This window comes from Leptolyngbya sp. DQ-M1 (genome assembly GCF_039962505.1).
In the GTDB taxonomy this organism is placed as follows: Bacteria; Cyanobacteriota; Cyanobacteriia; order Leptolyngbyales; family Leptolyngbyaceae; genus Leptolyngbya.
Genome location: NZ_JAMPLJ010000003.1, coordinates 483,166 through 499,581, shown reverse-complemented (window position 1 = coordinate 499,581; position 16,416 = coordinate 483,166). Strand labels below are relative to the sequence as shown.

Sequence of the window (16,416 nt, the reverse complement as noted above, 5' to 3'; positions counted from 1 at the left end):
GCTAGACCTCTGCAAACGGCGAAGGATGACCAATCACTTCATGCCACGGCAAACCGAGCGATCCGATTCGCTGCATAAAGGGATCAGGATCAAGCTGCTCGACGTTGAACACTCCTGGTTTTTGCCAAGCGCCGTTTACTACCATCAAGGCTCCGAGCGCTGCTGGAACTCCGGTCGTATAAGAAATCGCTTGCGCTCCGACTTCTTGGTAAGCCTTGGCGTGATCGCAGTTGTTGTAGATGTAATACTGCTGCGGTTTGCCGTTTTTGATGCCGCGCAGATGACAGCCGATCGAGGTCTGCCCCGTGTAGTTTGCTGCCAGCGAAGACGGATCAGGCAAAAGCTTTTTCAGGAGTTTCAAAGGAATCACAGGTGTTCCTTCATAATCAACGGGATCAATCCGAGTCAAACCCAGGTTTTGCAGCACATCTAGATAAGTGAGATAGCTCTGGGAAAAGGTCATCCAGAATCGCGCTCGCTTTAGGGTTGGAATATGTTTGACCAGCGATTCGAGTTCTTCGTGATAGAGCAAGTAGGACTCACGATCGCCAATCTCCGGATACTCGATCGACTGGTGCATCGACAACGGCGGTACCGTGACCCATTCGCCTTTTTCGTAGTAGCGTCCGGGTTGCGTAATCTCGCGAATATTGATTTCTGGGTTGAAGTTCGTTGCAAAGGCGCGACCGTGGCTCCCAGCATTGCAATCCACGATATCGAGTTCGTGAATCTCATCAAAATGATGTTTGAGCGCATGGGCGGTAAAGATGCCCGTCACACCGGGATCAAAACCGCAGCCGAGAATGGCGGTTAGTCCAGCCTCAAAAAAGCGCTCTTGGTACGCCCACTGCCAGCGATATTCAAATTTGGGATTGTCGGGAGGCTCGTAATTTGCCGTATCGAGATAGTGTACGCCTGCTTGCAGACACGCATCCATCAGCGCGAGATCTTGATAAGGCAATGCTACGTTAATCAGAATATCGGGGCGAAACGTCTCCAGCAGCTTTAGGGTTTCGGGCACGTCATCCGCATCGAGTTGTGCGGTCTGAATGGACTTTGTAGAAATACTCTGGGCGATCCGATTACATCGCTCTAGAGTCCGGCTGGCGAGTAGGATTTGATCAAACTCTTCCAGTGCAGCAAGTTTGTGAGTAACAACGCGGCTCACCCCACCCGCTCCAACGACCATCACTCGTGCCATTTTTTCTCCTTAAATTAAGTCGGTTTTGGGAGTGCTATCAGTTCCCCTAATTAGGTCAGACACATCATTATGCCATGTGATTTTATTTGATGTGGAATTTGTATGAGGCAAAGACGGAAAATACTGCTGTGGATTTAGTTCTCTCGACGATCGCCTCAGCGATCGAGCTTAGATTTCGGTTGCTCGACAGATTTGCTCACCTGATTTTTACCCTAGCTGCATCAAGCCGTAGCTTTACGGAGGTCATTCTTGAAGATGCGTGCATATTGGTAGGAGTTTTCCGTTTAAGCCCTGAATTCGAGAGAAACCACGATGACGATGACTCCGCTCAAGTCTGACTTTTTAGAGAAGATGCGTCAGCAGTTCGACAATGCTCCGTATCCCAGAATCCCCTTAGAAGAGTTTCCCAAAAATCCAAGAGCACTCTATATTCACAGCCTGGTCACTGCTTACTATCGTCGGAATCAAAAAGTAGTGACTCCGGCTGGAAAACTGATTTTAGATGCGGGTTGTGGAACCGGATATAAGTCCTTGGAATTGGCGATCGCGAATCCGGGCGCGAAAATTGTCGGAATTGATCTGTCTCCGGCATCGGTGGATTTAGCCCGGAAGCGATTGCAGTACCACAACATCGAGAATGTCGAGTTTCACGCGATCGCGCTTGAAGATCTGCCGAGTCTGGGAATGCAGTTCGACTACATTAATAATGATGAAGTGCTGTATTTGTTGCCTGATCCGATCGCGGGATTGAAGGCGATGAAAGAAGTGCTGAAGCCGGACGGAATTCTTCGCACAAACTTTCATAGTTCATTGCAACGAATAATTTATCATCGCGCTCAGAAATTCTTTAAGCAGCTTGGCTTTATGGCTAGACCTGAACCTGAAGCTGAAGTAAAACTTGTGCGAGAAATAGTGAAATGCCTGAAAAATGATGTGTTCGTGAAACAGTATGGTTGGAATTCAAATTTTGAAACCAGCGATGAGGCAGTTTTAGCGAACTATCTGCTTGACGGGGATAAAGGCTGGACAATCCTAGAGTTGTTTGAAGCGATCGAGAGCGTGGGACTAGAACTAATCTCAATGGTGAATTGGCGGGAATGGGATTTGCTCTCACTGTTTAATGACATTGGTGAATTGCCATTTAATGTGATGATGGGTTTTTCAGATCAGTCGATCGCGCAACAGCTTCATCTCTACGAGTTATTGAATCCTCGCCATCGATTGCTAGATGTTTGGTGTGGATTGCCTGGACAATCACAACAATATGAGTTGATCTCAGAATGGAGCGATGAAGCTTGGCAAACTGCGATTGTGCATCTACCTTTGCATCTAATTACCGATGAGTTTCGCGCAGCCTTAAAGAGCTGTGCGACTGAGGCGAAAATTTTTGAGATGAATCGCTTTTGTCCACTGACTGATGAATCGATTGTGATTGATAGTCAAGGGACAGGATGCTTGCTGCCGCTATTAGAGAAATCACGATCGGTGCGGGAATTAGTTCAATGGTGGCAGAAGTTGAGACCGATTGATCTGGTGACTTTGGAACCGACCTCAGAAGCCGAAGCGTTGGTGCGGGTGAAAGAATTGTTACAGCCTTTAGAAGAAAGCGGCTATGTCATGATCGAGAGCCGTGTTTAGTGATTCACCAAATTCGGATTCAAGATTTTCTCACTTCAGGTGATATCAAATCTGATCACGCTGGGCAGATTAGATTCAGGCGTTAGAAGTTCAAACAAACCGCACCTTAAAGGAGAAGCGTCTCTCATGAAATCTGAATTGAAGGCAAAATTCCTCAGCCACTTGGTCTCGAAAAAAAGAGAAGGTGGTTTCACCCTGATTGAATTGCTCGTTGTAATCATCATCATCGGTATTCTGTCCGCGATCGCGCTTCCTTCGTTCTTGAACCAGGCAAACAAAGGTAAGCAATCTGAAGCGAAGCAATATGTTGGTACAGTGCTTCGGACTCAGCAAGCGTTCTACATGGAGAAAAGCCGCTTCGCAAGCAACTTGGCTGATATGTCCCAGCCTGTTGCTGACTCGACTACAAACTACAACTACTCCACCACTGGCTCTGCTGCTGGTGCCGCCACCCCCGCAACTCATAGCTTGAGCTTGGGAACCTCTAAAGTGACCGCACTTCGCTCCTATGGTGGAACTGTTGTCTTGACGACGAACTCCACCACCAGTGAAACAAATACGACTGGAATTCTGTGCGAAAACAACGCTCCTGGAACTACAGCAGTCGCCGTTGGTACTGTTAGCGGTACTACCCTTGCTTGTGGTAGTGGCTCCACTCAAGCTCAGTAATTTAGCCTAAAGCTCAAATTGCTTAATCCGAAAGTGAGTAGATTCTCTCTGCTCACTTTCCTTTTTTTCGTCTACTATGTCCGAAATTGCATCAGCCTCCGTATGTCTCCTTTCACTTCCCCCTCAAGCCTATCCATCGATTGGCAACATCAAGCTGCCCTCTACACTCAGCAAGACGGTTTTGCTCAAGCCGCCGCCCTCTACGAGCAAGCAATTGAGATCGAATCGTCTAACCATTCGCACTACTGGCATTTAGGATTACTGCTGCTGCTTCAGGGACAAGAAGAAGAAGCCCAAACGACTTGGTTATTTGCGCTCTCTGAAATTGATACCGACCAGATGGATGCCGCCGTTGCTGAACTCAGTCAAATTCTGCATACTGAAGCAGAACGCCGCACCGCAAAACTAGAGCAAACAACTGCTTGGGTAATTCGTCAGCATCTTCGAGAACTATGCCCTGAGCATATCGAGAACTTACTACACATTGTCACACTCTCGATCGACCTCAATCTTCTAACTGATTCACTCCTCGAAGACATCGGACTGATTGAGCAGCTTGCACAACCGAACGCCCAAGTTTCGCTTGAATATCTCTGGCAGGTGTTCGATCGATTGTTAAAAACGGCTCCCGCTTCTAATTCGCTGCTTGCCTTTGTCGAAGTTGCAATTTTGCATTTACAGTACAGTGATGCGGCAGCAAACTCGGTCATCGCTGCACTCCTGCGCTTTGGATTCACAGCGTTTGAGGAAGAATTTGCTATCCGTATTGCCGAATGTGCGCTCAAAATTAATCCCGTTCAGTCTGACATTCTAGGATTACTAGCCGCCCTGCATCATAACCTGGGTAATCACCTAAAAGCGGTTGAAGTCGCTAAATTTCGCTATCAGCACTCTGAAGCGCTGATTGAACAAATTTACTCAAACGGCTTAATGTTGCGGGGATTGCTTGGAGCAGGCGGACTCTGGCAAGAGGCGGTCGAAGCCGCACAGCATCATCGAACTCTACTAGAACGCCTAGTTCAGCAACCTCCGTCTGATGCTCGACTGTCCCAACTCACGCGCCTATTCAATTCAGGCTATTACCTCGCCTACCTCCAAGACCAACCGCAACAATGGAGAACTCTAGAAAACCAAGTCATTAAGCTTGCCCAAACTGGATTTCAAAATCATGCCGCCACGATCGGTAAACTCTACCATCATCAAAAGCGCGATCGCACAGGTCAACGGCTCAAGGTTGGCTATCTTTCCTATTGCATGGCAACGCATTCAGTCGGCTGGTTAGCTCGCTGGCTACTTCAGCATCACGATCCAGAACAAATCGAAGTTCATGGCTATTTTCTGGGCTATCGAGAGGCTTATGATCCGCTGCAAGCGTGGTATGTGGATACGGTTGAATATGCTCACAAGTTTACAACCTATGCAGAGGCAACCTATTTAGAAATTGCAGACCAAATCTATCAAGACGAGATTGATATTTTGATTGATTTGGACAGTATTACGCTGGATGTAAGCTGTCAGATTCTCTCGCTCAAACCTGCCCCAATTCAAGCAACTTGGCTGGGTTGGGATGCATCAGGTTTACCCACAATCGATTACTTCATCGCTGATCCTTACGTGCTTCCCGACGATGCCCAGAGTTATTACCACGAAAAGATCTGGCGTTTACCGCAGTCTTACATTGCAGTGGATGGCTTTGAAATCGATCCCCCAACCTTACGCCGCGAAGATCTCAACATTCCCAAAGATGCGATCGTTTTTCTCACCGCCCAGCGAGGGTACAAACGCCATCGAGATCACGTCAGCTCTCAACTGAAAATCATTCATCAGGTTCCGAATAGTTACCTTCTGATCAAAGGACTCGCAGATGCTAAATCTATCCAAGAGTTCTTTCTTAAACTGGCTGAAGAAGAAGGCGTATCGAGCGATCGACTCCGATTTCTCAAGGGCGATCCCTCTTGTCCGATTCATCGCGCCAACTTACAAATCGCCGATGTGGTTCTCGATACTTTCCCCTACAATGGAGCCACCACCACAATGGAAACGCTCTGGATGGAAGTTCCGATCGTTACTCGTGTCGGTGAACAATTCGCGGCTCGGAACAGTTACACAATGATGATGAATGCGGGTGTAACAGAAGGGATCGCTTTTAACGATCGCGAGTATATTGAATGGGGTGTACGGCTCGGAACCGATGCAGCCCTACGGCAAAGTGTCATTTCTAAGCTACATCAATCAAAGCGATCAGCTCCTTTATGGAACGGCAGACAGTTTGCCCGTGAAATGGAACGCGCTTATCAGCAAATGTGGGCAATTTACACCCAAAGCTGAGAATTGTTCTTGAATTGTATTGATATCTGGAGGTTGCTTTGACTGCTTCAGTTATTTTCGATCGCGCGATTTCCACTCAACGCGCCAAGTCACTCAGAATTCTGATTCTGACGAATCTCTATCCCCCTCAAGTGTTAGGAGGATATGAACGCTCGATCGCAGATTTCGCCAGATTGCTCCAACATCGAGGGCATCAAGTCCTAGTCCTGACCAGCGATGCTCCAGGATTGTTTGGTATTCATGAAAGCCGCTATCCAGAACCTCCAGTCGATCGCGCCTTTTTGCTATTGGGTGAATGGTCTGCTGAGGGAGCGAGACATTTTGACCCAGAAACGGTTCGCGATCGCTTACAGCACAATATCCAAGCCTTAAAACAGCATATTGATGAGTTTCATCCAGATGTTTGCTTTGCTGGAAACCTGGATTTTTTAGAAGTTGGAACCGAATTGATTGATGCACTGTTAAACCGAAAAATTCCGATCGCTCATTATGTAATGAATGCGAATCCGGGTTATGTTGCCGAACTTGCGCCAAGACGATCAGCATACCGCTATATCACTTGCAGCAATTGGATTATTCATAGCTTAACAGTGCAAGGTTATCCGATCACCAATGCTCAAGCCATTTATCCAGGTGCAGATGTCGAAACATTCTATCGATCGGAGTTACCAAAACGCGATCGGCTTAGAATCGCTTATGCCAGCTTAGTTGCACCCTACAAGGGCGCGGATGTCCTGATCGAAGCTTTAGCCATTCTGAACGCGAGTGGAATTGAGTTTAGTGCCACGATCGCGGGTGGAACCTTTCAGCCTGACTTTGTGGAAGCGCTGAAATCGTTTGCGGTTGCTGAGGGATTGAGCGATCGAATTGACTTCCCTGGTGTGTTATCTCGCCAACAGCTTCGAGAGCTTTATCAAACTCACAATGTTCTTGTTTTTCCTTCTCGCTTCCAAGAGCCATTCGGAATCAGTCAAATCGAAGCAATGGCAGCCGGACTGACGCTGATTACCAGTGGTACAGGTGGTGCAGGCGAGATTGTCTATCCCGGAGAAGATGGACTGCTCTTTGAATCTGAAAATCCTTTATCACTGGCTGATGCTCTATCTTCTCTCGCAGCAAATCCTGAAGCCTGGAAGCAGCTCGCTCAGAACGGACAACGCAAAGCAATGACTGAATTCACGCAAACGAAAGCGATTGCAAAACTAGAAAGCATTTTGTTTGAACTTGTCACTGTCTAAATTCTGAATTGTTATGGTTAAGACTAATTTTCCCTTGCAAATTCCCGGTGTCGATGTTGAAGCTGTGGAGCTTTTTAGCGATCGTGCAACTTTATCAGAGCAGTTAGAGCAGTTCGCCAATCTCTACGATCAACGCCCTTTCGATAATACAGGTGGAATTCGATTCGACTCGGCTTTTGCCTACTGCTATTTTCTCAAACGCATCACACCTGATGTCGTAATCGAGTCTGGTTTCTGGCGTGGTTTTTCAACTTGGCTGATCGATTCAATCCTGCCGAATGCAGAACTATATTGTCTTGATCCAGTTTTGATGATGCCGCTCAATCTTTCAACGTGCTATCGGTCTCCTCGTGCTGGCTACAGTACACAAGACTTTTCCTGCGCCAATTTTGAGCTTGATCCATCTGTTCAAACTTGTGCAATCTTCGATGATCATCAAAACGTTGCTCCTCGAATTGAACAGAGTTTGAGATATGGAATTCAGCACGTCCTACTCGATGACAATCAGTATGAAGACACCTATCACACCAGCATTACTCATCTACTCAAGCGGAACGATCCGATTTTGCCTGAACTCTTTAGTTGGATTGATGAGTATTATCTTTTCCCAGCGCTGATTCCGCCTGTAATGGAAGGCTGTCCACTGGAGCCGCTGTGGGATGAAATGCCGACGCGATTAAAACATCTCGATCGCGAAGAGCATTTCGCTTACAGTTGGGTGACTTATCTCCGACTCAAACCTGAGTTTATTTGCTAAGTACGATAACTAACTCGCTGTAACGGTGATAGGAATGTCTTTTGGTTTCGCGCCTTTTTCGTCGAACCAACCCACACCCTCCTGAAACATAGAGAGTCGCAGGGTATAGTTGCCAGTACAGTTGGGTGACTTATCTCCGACTCAAACCTGAGTTTATTTGCTAAGTACGATAACTAACTCGCTGTAACGGTGATAGGAATGTCTTTTGGTTTCGCGCCTTTTTCGTCGAACCAACCCACACCCTCCTGAAACATAGAGAGTCGCAGGGTATAGTTGCCAGGACGATCGGGCGCTTTGATCATTGTATTGATACCGGCTTGATCAAAGATGCCAAACGTCCAATCTTTGCGATAAATCAGCGTCCAGGGTAGTGGAGTTTGCTCTCCTTTCGTCACCTCGCCGCTTTCATTGATCCAACGGTAAGCAAACTGAACCGGATGGTAGGAGGCATTAAAGGGATGCTTAACTTCAAACTTTTTGGTACGCGGTTCTCGATACCAAGGGAAATTGCTGCGAGTCTGAACCACCGTAAACAATTTTGCTGTGTTTCCAGCAGCAATCTGTTTTGGGACTTGCACCTGAATAAATTCTTGCTCAAAAACCTGGTACTTTGGATCAATCTTAACGCTTAGCTCATACTGTTTCTTTGAGATGCTTTCTGACGTTTGAGTATTCACTAATGACAGCTTCAATTGATAGGCCCCATAGTTCACGGGTAGCTCAACAACTCCGATCGCACGAGCATACTGAGTCGGATGAATCACTCCAGGGATGTAAAGCATACCCTGCTTTGCAACCTGATTCTCCTGGTCGTAAAATTGTGCGCTCACTGCGATCGAGCCACGCTTCAGACCTGTATCATATCCTAGCCACTTCGTAGCCCCTGTATTCTGAAGATTGACTTGCAGCAGAGCAGCATTACTGGGAGCGCCTACCACAGTTCTACCTTCCCAAGCTTGATTCAAAACTTGAACGTTTTCAATTTTTCCATTAAGTCCAGAAAAAGAAGAAGCTGGATTCTGAGGCAAACCGGTTAGCTCATGAAACAGATTTCTCGCACTCCGCTCGATCGGGCTATCGTGCCAGTCCCACAATCGACCTACTCCGGCACTGGTATTAACATCAATCTCAACTGGAATCCCATTCCAATCAAGACTGCCAAATTTTGTAGTAAATGCACCGACACATTGAACGAATGTAGAAAATAGCAGGAGAGCCAGGAAGCAAACTAACGAATAGTTAATTCTTTTACCAAGTGTCACACTCAATTCAACGATGTCTGCGATCGCATAGCCTACTAACAGACAAAAGATAGGTAAAGCATCAGCTAGAAATCGATTGCCGTAAGTCCAAGAAGCCCACCAGACCGAAAAAAAGCAGTAGTTAATAAACAACACCACTGCGGCACTAGCAAAGCAAAGCAGTAATTGTTCATCTCGCTTGGCTCTAAACCTAAAGACTTGAAATGCTCCAGGAATCATAAACAATAGAACAGGCGAAAACGTAAATAGACCACGCGCAGGACTGAACAGCAGACCTAGAGAGGCTTGAGTCACCGGCTCGATCGAAAAGTCATATAGTCGCGTTTGGCTGGCATAGCCGCCCAAAAACAGCGTTCCAAAATAATACAAATTCCAGCTAATACAGAGAAGTGCCGAAGGTAGCCCGAACAATAAAAAAACGCAGTCTCGGCGGTAAGTAAAGACAGCATAAACAACTGCTGCAACCGAAAAAATAGCATCCGTCGGGCGAATACCAGGAATCAAGCCAGATAAGACTCCTGCTGCAAATAACAGCCATTTCCGAGCTTTTCCCTGGGTTCGGTTCGCCTTCAGAAAACAAAGCAAAATCCCACAGACTGCTAAATTCGCTCCGGTATGCTGCAACATCGATTGGGAATTTGTCACCCAGTTTTGAGTTGCAAAAGCATAGGTAAACGTCAAAATTATGCAGACTGTTTGATTAAATTTAAGTCGAGCAGCTAGATAAAACAGAACCACTGCAGTTGAAGTGGTCAAAGTTCCTGCTAGCTTCTCAAAATAAAGTCGATCGGGTTCAAAAATAGCTGAATGAATGTTAAATGAGTATAAGCTGGACTGTAGAAATACATCGCTCGTTAGATGCTGTATCCAGCGAATGACTGCAAAAACGACATAGAAGGGAAATGTGATGATTGCAGTGCCGATCGGATAGGCAGCGGTTAAATGTCCGGTGGGAGACTCTGTAAAGTACCACACCACATTATTAGAGAAATAACTGTCCCTAAAATTATCAAAATTGAGTTGGTGATTAAAAAGCCAATTAAATGCAAGCAGTGTATTCGGAGTCGCGTCGTGAGTTGTAATCGTTCTATCGTTTGCTAGATAGACATAAACGCAGCTTGCAAAAATTAAACAACATTCAACCGCAAGCGAATGCTTTTTGATCCAATGGCTAATTTTCATGACTTGGGGGCTAAGTTTAACAGGTGGAACACTGAGGGGAATTAATATGCAGAGTACCCACTTCTGTTGCAGCAATTGCCCTTTACCTACTTCTTACCTACTTCTTTAGACATCGGATTTCTTACATCGATCTAAAGACAGCAGAGATCTGAAAATTCTTCCCTTATCCTGACGAAGAAGAATTGTGAAATTGCTCCGATGAATCCACAGATTGAAATTCTCGCTGATCTAAATGCGCTCGTCGATCGTGCCCTCGAACTCGTGGTCGAAAACCTCCACGCTGCGATCGCAACTCGCAACATTGCAACGATCGCGCTTTCCGGCGGTAGCACTCCCAAACCGCTCTACGAAAAACTAGCGCAGCAAAATCTCCCTTGGGATAAGCTCCACATCTTTTGGGGTGACGAACGCTATGTTCCGGCAGATCATCCCGACAGCAATCAACGCATGGCTCGTTTGGCTTGGTTGGATAAAGTGCCGATTCCCCCTGCAAATATTCATCCGATGCCAACCGATGACGCTGCTCCGGCGATCGCCGCTCAAAAACACGAAGCCGAACTGCAAACCTTTTTCAACGCCAAGCCGGGAGAATTCCCCGCTTTCGATGTGATTTTGCTTGGTATCGGCGATGATGCTCACACGGCCTCCCTGTTTCCTCATACCCCTGCTTTACAAGTGCGCGATCGTCTCATCACTGTGGGCGACAAAGATGGCAATCCCCGCATCACCTTCACTGCACCACTAATCAATGCAGCACAGACCGTCATCTTCATGGTGGCGGGCGCAAGCAAATACAACGCCCTCACTCAGATTTTTGCCGACCAAGCAGATGAAAATACTTACCCTGCAAGACTGATCAAGCCGCAAGGTGAACTCTGGTGGTTACTCGAACGATCGACGAATTTCAGTAAATAATGCTGAATTTCGGGAGTCTTGGGTTTAAAATCGGCTTCACTTAAGATCTACACTCGGATTTCTCGATCGTTCAAAGGAGTTGAACCTGCAATGAGTAACCTGGCTTCTCGCCCTAAACTTGGTCGCGCTCTGTCGCTGGCTGCCCTCACGCTCTCTGTGGGGTTACTTGCCGCCGCTTGCCAAGAATCCGCTCCACCCACCGGACAAGGCGGAACGGCATCACCCGCTGGCTCAGGCGCACCTGCTGGGGGCTTAAAAATCGGTTCGCTCCTGCCTTCAACGGGAGACCTCGCCTCAGTCGGACAGCAAATGGTCAACGCTGTTCCGATGCTGGTGGATGCCGTGAATCAGTGCGGTGGTGTCAACGGTCAACCTGTTACCCTTGTTAGCGTAGACGACCAAACCGATCCCGCCGCAGGTGCAGAAGGCATGACGCGATTGGCAGAACGGGAAAAAGTCGCGGGCGTTGTCGGTTCGTTCGCCAGTAGCGTTTCAACGGCTGCGATCCCGATCGCCGTTCGCAATAAAGTTGTCCTCATCTCTCCTGGAAGCACCAGTCCTGTATTCACTCAGCAAGCCAAAGAAGGCAAGTATCAAGGCTATTGGGCAAGAACTGCACCGCCCGACATCTATCAAGCGCAAGCGTTGGCAAAACTTGCCAGTGAGCGCAATCTGAAAACGGCTGGAACGATCGTGATCAACAACGATTACGGGGTTGGCTTTGAGCGCGAGTTTGTCAAATCGTTTGAAGCGCTGGGTGGCAAGGTGACGAACAAAGATAGACCGACTCGGTATGATCCGAAGGCGACGACCGTTGAAGCCGAAGCCGCCGCAGCTTTTGCCGGAAATCCACAAGTGGTCATGGCAGTGATGTATGCCGACACGGGCAGCTTGATTGCGAAATCTGCTTACGAACAAGGAAAAAGCCAGAATATGCAGTTTTTATTCACCGATGGCGTGTACTCGCAGGATTTCGTGGATAAAGTTGGCAAAGGACAGAACAACCGATCGATCGTCGCCGGAGCGCTTGGAACCGTTCCGGGCGCGAGTGGTGCAGGGTTAGCTGCCTTTACCAAACTGTGGGAAGAAAAGCAAAAACGTCCGCTCGTGGCTTATGCGCCTCATGCGTGGGATGCCGCTGCGATTTTGGCATTAGCCGCGCAAGCTGCAAAGTCAAATACGGGCGAGGCGATGAAAGATAAGCTACGCGAGGTGACGAATGCACCCGGAGAAGTGGTAACGGATGTGTGTAAGGGCTTAGAGTTGCTGCGTCAAGGAAAAGACATCAACTATCAAGGTGCGAGTGGGGATGTTGATATTGACGCAGCAGGCGATGTTGTCGGTAGTTACGATGTCTGGACAGTTGAACCGGATGGAAAGCTGAAGACGATCGGTAAAGTCAATCCGAGATAAAACACAACCCGTCGATCGTAGTTATTTGCGATCGACGGGCTTGCTTAATTTCAGAAAACTCTACGCTTCATCGAGCGCTGCAATTCCCGGAAGTTCTTTGCCTTCAAGCAGTTCCAGACTTGCGCCACCGCCCGTCGAAATGTGGCTCATTTGACTTGCCACTCCGACTTTCTCAACGGCTGCAACCGAATCGCCACCGCCAATAATCGTCGCTGTACCTTTCGGGGTGAGTTCAGCTAAAGTGTGCGCGATCGCCTCAGTTCCTTTGGCGAATTTATCCATTTCAAACACGCCCATCGGCCCATTCCAGATCACGCTCTTGCAGTCAGCCAGAGCCGCTTGGAAGGTTTTCACAGAGTCGGGGCCAATATCTAAGCCCATCCAGCCATCGGGGATATTTTCGACGCTCACGGTTTGAGTGTTGGCATCGGGCGCAAAGTTATCGGCAACCACAACATCAGTTGGCAGCAGCAGTTCAACGCCTTTCTCTTTCGCTTTCGCTTCCAAGGATTTCGCAAGTTCCAGCTTGTCTTCTTCTACCAAGGATTTGCCGACCGACAAGCCACGCGCTTTATAGAACGTGAACACCATACCGCCGCCGATCAGCAATTTGTCTACCTTATCGAGCAGGGTTTCGATTACGCCGATTTTGCTGGAAACTTTCGAGCCACCAACGATCGCTGCCAAGGGACGCTGAGGATTTTCGATCGCGCTTTGCAGATATTGCAGCTCTTTCTCGATCAGCAATCCTGCAACAGAAGGCTTAAGGAATTTGGTTACGCCTTCGGTCGAAGCGTGGGCGCGGTGAGCGGTTCCAAATGCATCGTTGACGTATAAATCTGCAACTGAGGCTAATTTCTCAGCAAATGCCGGATCGTTCTTTTCTTCTTCCTTGTAGAACCGCACGTTCTCTAGCAGCAGAACGTCTCCAGGCTGCATCGCATCGACTTTCGACTTCACTTCATCCCCGATACAGTCATCGGTCTTGACCACGGGCTTACCGAGCAGTTCTGAAAGTCTTTTTCCGACCGGAGTTAAGCGATATTTATCTTCGGGGCCATTTTTCGGACGACCGAAGTGACTGGATAAAATTACTTTTGCTCCTTTTGAGGTGAGCGCTTCGATCGTGGGCAATGCTGCGCGAATTCTCGTGTCATCGGTAATATTCCCTTGATCATCCACAGGCACGTTGAAATCTGCCCGAACTAAAACACGCTTGCCTTGTAATTCGGCGGACGATAAATCATTGACAGTCTTTTTCGGCACGATCTTGGCTCCTAAATGAGTCTTTCTACCTATTTCTTATTTTTCCATTAATCGCGTCACCTATGATCGAAGTTTCTGTAATGCTGGAAATAAGTTGAGTCTGGATTTGAAATTATGTTTAAGACTGTATTGTTTCCGATCGATGAAAGCCGCGATTCCCGTCAAGCGGTTGAAACGGTTGCGGATGTCGTCAAAGTGCATCAAAGCCGCTTGATTCTGCTCTCGGTAGTGGAAACGATGAGCGATCATCCCGATGCGATGTCGTCTCCGACAGCCGTCGCGACACTGCTGGAAAGTGCCCGTTCGCTCTTTTCGCAGCAGGGGATCGAAGTCGATGCGATCGAGCGCGAGGGCAAGCCTGCCTTTACCATTTGTGATGTCGCTGATGAGGTAGAAGCCGATTTGATTATCATGGGATGTCGGGGTCTCGGACTCACGACCGAAGGCGCATCCGATAGCGTCACCAATCGAGTGATCAGCCTTTCTCCCTGTCCTGTCCTAGTCGTTCCTTAACCGATGACTCAAGCCAAACCCAAATTTGCCACGTTTGAAGAGTACCTGGAATTCGATGACGGGACAGATAATCGCTATGAGCTGATCGATGGAGAATTATTCGCCTTGCCACCAGAATCTGAGCCGAATGATTTTATTCCTAACCTTCTTCTACTTAAACTTGTAGAGGCAGGAGTTCCACCTCGGTTAATTCGCCCTCATACCTGCGAAATTCAAGTTCCAGTGCTGCAAAGAGAAGATGCAGCAAACCGATATCCTGACTTGGTGATTCTAGATCAAGTTCACCTAGCTCTGACTCAGAAACGCCTTACGATCCTAATTGACGCACCGCCTCCTCAGCTTGTCGTTGAGGTACTCAGTCCTGGAAAAGCCAATCGCGATCGTGATCTCATCCGCAAACGCGCTCAATACGCCAAGCGTGGCATTCCTGAGTATTGGCTAATTGATCCCGAAAATCGATCCATCACGGTTCTGGCACTTCAAGGTGAGGAATACGCTGAAATCGGAACATTCCAGGACGATCGCTCGATCCGCTCCCTCCGATTTCCCCAACTCCAACTCACGCCCGCCCAACTCTTCGAGAATTAACTTAAGATGTCTGCACCTTCCATCCAGTGGTATCCCGGTCACATTGCCAAAGCTGAAAGAGCGCTTCTAGAGCAACTCAAGCGCGTCGATGTCGTGCTGGAAGTTCGGGATGCGCGAATTCCTTTGTCCACCCATCATCCGCAGGTCGATCAATGGATCGGGGAGAAAGGGCGAATTCTGGTAATGAATCGAGTGGATATGATCCCGCAAAAAGCAAGAGAGCAGTGGACACAGTGGTTTCAAGAGCGGGGCGAGGAGCCGCTGTTTACCGATGCTCAACACGGTAAGGGGATCGAAGCGATCGCCAAAGCTACCCAAACGGCAGGAGTCAAAATGAATCAGCGCAGGCTCGATCGCGGGATGTTGGCTCGTCCTGTTCGAGCCGTTGTCATTGGCTTTCCCAATGTCGGAAAATCGGCGCTGATCAATCGACTCCTCAAACGGCGAGTGGTCGAAAGTGCCCGTCGTGCAGGCGTAACGCGGCAACTGAGATGGGTGAGAATTTCTGACCAAATCGAATTACTCGACGCGCCCGGAGTTTTGCCCAACAAGCTTACGGATCAGCAAGCCGCCATTAAACTAGCCATCTGTGACGATATTGGCGAAGCAGCTTACGACAATCAAAGAGTTGCAGCATCTTTGGTGGAATTGTTGCAGTCCTCCTCTGCGGCATTGGAATCGCGCTACGGACTCGCGATCGCCGACCTAACCGGAGAAAGCTATATCAAAACCTTGGCAGACCTGAATTACAAGGGTGACGCAGAACGCACCGCACGACAAGTTCTCACTGACTTCCGCAAAGGAAACTTAGGCACGATCTCGCTGGAATTACCTCCAAATGAGTAACCTCTGATACAAAGCGGCAAACAGTTGGGGACACAGGGAAAACTCGCACAGCCCTCCCTCCTGTTTGTATCATTTCGTTTTTTCCTCCGGATTAGCCGTCTCTTAACTGAAATCAGAATCGTAGAGCAAAATTGTTTTCAAAGTCTGGGAACATTCTCGCTTCAAATTCGTCAATCTGCGTCAAGGCTAGTTCTGGTCTGGGTTTGAACAATTTGGATAATTCAAAAAATTGTTCATTGCTATACCGCTTTTCTTAGAGAAGCTCCTCTAAGATCTCAACCATCGATTTAGCCTGAAACTTCTGTCAGTCGAAAGCGTAATTCTACGGAATTGCATAAATCCATTGGGTTGTTCGTACTGAAACTCGTTCACTTGTGGCTGTTGGGGTGTTTGCTATGTCACGAATTCGCGAAGTCGTTCAACAAGCGCTAACGACCGGACTGCTCTCGATCGAAGCCGAAAATCAACTGCGGCTTCTGCTCTCCTCGAAGTACGATCAAGAAGATTTTCGCGCCTTTATGACGCTGCAAAGTGCAGCAATGGCAGGTTCTGTTAAACAAGAATCTCGCTTATGCCGGGGATAGGCGGAAAATCCGGTTA

15 protein-coding genes are annotated in these 16,416 nt (G+C 48.0%); 12 read left to right on the top strand and 3 right to left on the bottom strand.

Annotated elements, in window-relative coordinates; genetic code table 11:
• Position 1: 1 nt before the first annotated feature.
• Positions 2–1,201, bottom strand: coding sequence for a saccharopine dehydrogenase family protein (locus NC981_RS12135; protein WP_348243032.1), 1,200 nt, complete (start codon positions 1,199–1,201; stop codon positions 2–4).
• Positions 1,202–1,287: 86 nt separating this feature from the next.
• On the opposite strand from NC981_RS12135, the gene NC981_RS12130 reads away from it, so the two are divergent.
• The 6 genes from NC981_RS12130 to NC981_RS12105 all read left to right on the top strand — a co-directional run bounded on the left by NC981_RS12130 (position 1,288) and on the right by NC981_RS12105 (position 7,831).
• On the top strand, positions 1,288–1,539 hold the full coding sequence (locus NC981_RS12130) for a hypothetical protein (RefSeq protein ID WP_348243031.1): 252 nt from the start codon (positions 1,288–1,290) through the stop codon (positions 1,537–1,539).
• The gene (locus NC981_RS12125; RefSeq protein WP_348243030.1) at positions 1,514–2,839 is read left to right on the top strand and encodes a methyltransferase domain-containing protein; all 1,326 of its coding nucleotides are present in this window, start codon (positions 1,514–1,516) and stop codon (positions 2,837–2,839) included. Before NC981_RS12130 ends, NC981_RS12125 begins: the two co-directional genes overlap by 26 nt.
• Before the next feature lie 126 nt (positions 2,840–2,965).
• Positions 2,966–3,508: a type IV pilin-like G/H family protein gene (locus tag NC981_RS12120; protein WP_348243029.1), complete on the top strand. Its 543-nt coding sequence runs from the start codon at positions 2,966–2,968 to the stop codon at positions 3,506–3,508.
• Positions 3,509–3,610: 102 nt separating this feature from the next.
• The gene (locus tag NC981_RS12115; protein ID WP_348243028.1) at positions 3,611–5,836 is read left to right on the top strand and encodes an O-linked N-acetylglucosamine transferase, SPINDLY family protein; all 2,226 of its coding nucleotides are present in this window, start codon (positions 3,611–3,613) and stop codon (positions 5,834–5,836) included.
• 38 nt (positions 5,837–5,874) lie between these two features.
• Positions 5,875–7,074 (top strand): glycosyltransferase family 4 protein, encoded by a 1,200-nt coding sequence (locus tag NC981_RS12110; RefSeq protein ID WP_348243027.1) that lies wholly within the window; start codon positions 5,875–5,877, stop codon positions 7,072–7,074.
• 13 nt (positions 7,075–7,087) lie between these two features.
• Positions 7,088–7,831: a hypothetical protein gene (locus NC981_RS12105; protein ID WP_348243026.1), complete on the top strand. Its 744-nt coding sequence runs from the start codon at positions 7,088–7,090 to the stop codon at positions 7,829–7,831.
• A 173-nt stretch (positions 7,832–8,004) separates the two neighbouring features.
• Here NC981_RS12105 and NC981_RS12100 read toward each other — a convergent pair whose 3' ends face one another.
• Positions 8,005–10,350 carry a hypothetical protein gene (locus tag NC981_RS12100; protein ID WP_348243025.1) on the bottom strand — a complete coding sequence of 782 codons (2,346 nt, stop codon included), beginning with the start codon at positions 10,348–10,350 and terminating at the stop codon, positions 8,005–8,007.
• A 123-nt stretch (positions 10,351–10,473) separates the two neighbouring features.
• Here NC981_RS12100 and pgl point away from each other — a divergent pair, with 123 nt between their 5' ends.
• Together pgl and NC981_RS12090 are read left to right on the top strand one after the other, a co-directional pair.
• Positions 10,474–11,190 carry a 6-phosphogluconolactonase gene (pgl, locus tag NC981_RS12095; protein WP_348243024.1) on the top strand — a complete coding sequence of 239 codons (717 nt, stop codon included), beginning with the start codon at positions 10,474–10,476 and terminating at the stop codon, positions 11,188–11,190.
• 90 nt (positions 11,191–11,280) lie between these two features.
• Entirely contained in the window at positions 11,281–12,603 is a 1,323-nt protein-coding gene (locus NC981_RS12090; protein ID WP_348243023.1) for an ABC transporter substrate-binding protein, read from the top strand.
• 60 nt (positions 12,604–12,663) lie between these two features.
• Here NC981_RS12090 and NC981_RS12085 read toward each other — a convergent pair whose 3' ends face one another.
• Entirely contained in the window at positions 12,664–13,869 is a 1,206-nt protein-coding gene (locus tag NC981_RS12085) for a phosphoglycerate kinase (protein ID WP_348243022.1), read from the bottom strand.
• Between the two features lie 114 nt (positions 13,870–13,983).
• Between NC981_RS12085 and NC981_RS12080 the strand changes: the two genes are divergently transcribed.
• The 4 genes from NC981_RS12080 to NC981_RS12065 all read left to right on the top strand — a co-directional run bounded on the left by NC981_RS12080 (position 13,984) and on the right by NC981_RS12065 (position 16,400).
• Entirely contained in the window at positions 13,984–14,382 is a 399-nt protein-coding gene (locus tag NC981_RS12080; RefSeq protein WP_190379085.1) for a universal stress protein, read from the top strand.
• 3 nt (positions 14,383–14,385) lie between these two features.
• Positions 14,386–14,970, top strand: a complete 585-nt coding sequence (locus NC981_RS12075; protein WP_190379086.1) for a Uma2 family endonuclease — start codon at positions 14,386–14,388, stop codon at positions 14,968–14,970.
• Between the two features lie 6 nt (positions 14,971–14,976).
• A complete protein-coding gene (ylqF, locus tag NC981_RS12070) occupies positions 14,977–15,816 on the top strand; it encodes a ribosome biogenesis GTPase YlqF (protein WP_348243021.1) in 840 nt (279 codons plus the stop codon).
• A gap of 395 nt (positions 15,817–16,211) precedes the next feature.
• Positions 16,212–16,400: a hypothetical protein gene (locus NC981_RS12065; RefSeq protein ID WP_190379088.1), complete on the top strand. Its 189-nt coding sequence runs from the start codon at positions 16,212–16,214 to the stop codon at positions 16,398–16,400.
• Positions 16,401–16,416 lie beyond the last annotated feature (16 nt).

Bases quoted from the DNA above. Each gene is read 5' to 3' on its own strand.
- NC981_RS12135 (WP_348243032.1), bottom strand. From the start codon at position 1,201: ATGGCACGAGTGATGGTCGTTGGAGCGGGTGGGGTGAGCCGCGTTGTT.
- NC981_RS12125 (WP_348243030.1), top strand. From the start codon at position 1,514: ATGACGATGACTCCGCTCAAGTCTGACTTTTTAGAGAAGATGCGTCAG.
- NC981_RS12120 (WP_348243029.1), top strand. From the start codon at position 2,966: ATGAAATCTGAATTGAAGGCAAAATTCCTCAGCCACTTGGTCTCGAAA.
- NC981_RS12115 (WP_348243028.1), top strand. From the start codon at position 3,611: ATGTCTCCTTTCACTTCCCCCTCAAGCCTATCCATCGATTGGCAACAT.
- NC981_RS12105 (WP_348243026.1), top strand. From the start codon at position 7,088: ATGGTTAAGACTAATTTTCCCTTGCAAATTCCCGGTGTCGATGTTGAA.
- pgl (WP_348243024.1), top strand. From the start codon at position 10,474: ATGAATCCACAGATTGAAATTCTCGCTGATCTAAATGCGCTCGTCGAT.
- NC981_RS12090 (WP_348243023.1), top strand. From the start codon at position 11,281: ATGAGTAACCTGGCTTCTCGCCCTAAACTTGGTCGCGCTCTGTCGCTG.
- NC981_RS12080 (WP_190379085.1), top strand. From the start codon at position 13,984: ATGTTTAAGACTGTATTGTTTCCGATCGATGAAAGCCGCGATTCCCGT.
- NC981_RS12075 (WP_190379086.1), top strand. From the start codon at position 14,386: ATGACTCAAGCCAAACCCAAATTTGCCACGTTTGAAGAGTACCTGGAA.
- ylqF (WP_348243021.1), top strand. From the start codon at position 14,977: ATGTCTGCACCTTCCATCCAGTGGTATCCCGGTCACATTGCCAAAGCT.
- NC981_RS12065 (WP_190379088.1), top strand. From the start codon at position 16,212: ATGTCACGAATTCGCGAAGTCGTTCAACAAGCGCTAACGACCGGACTG.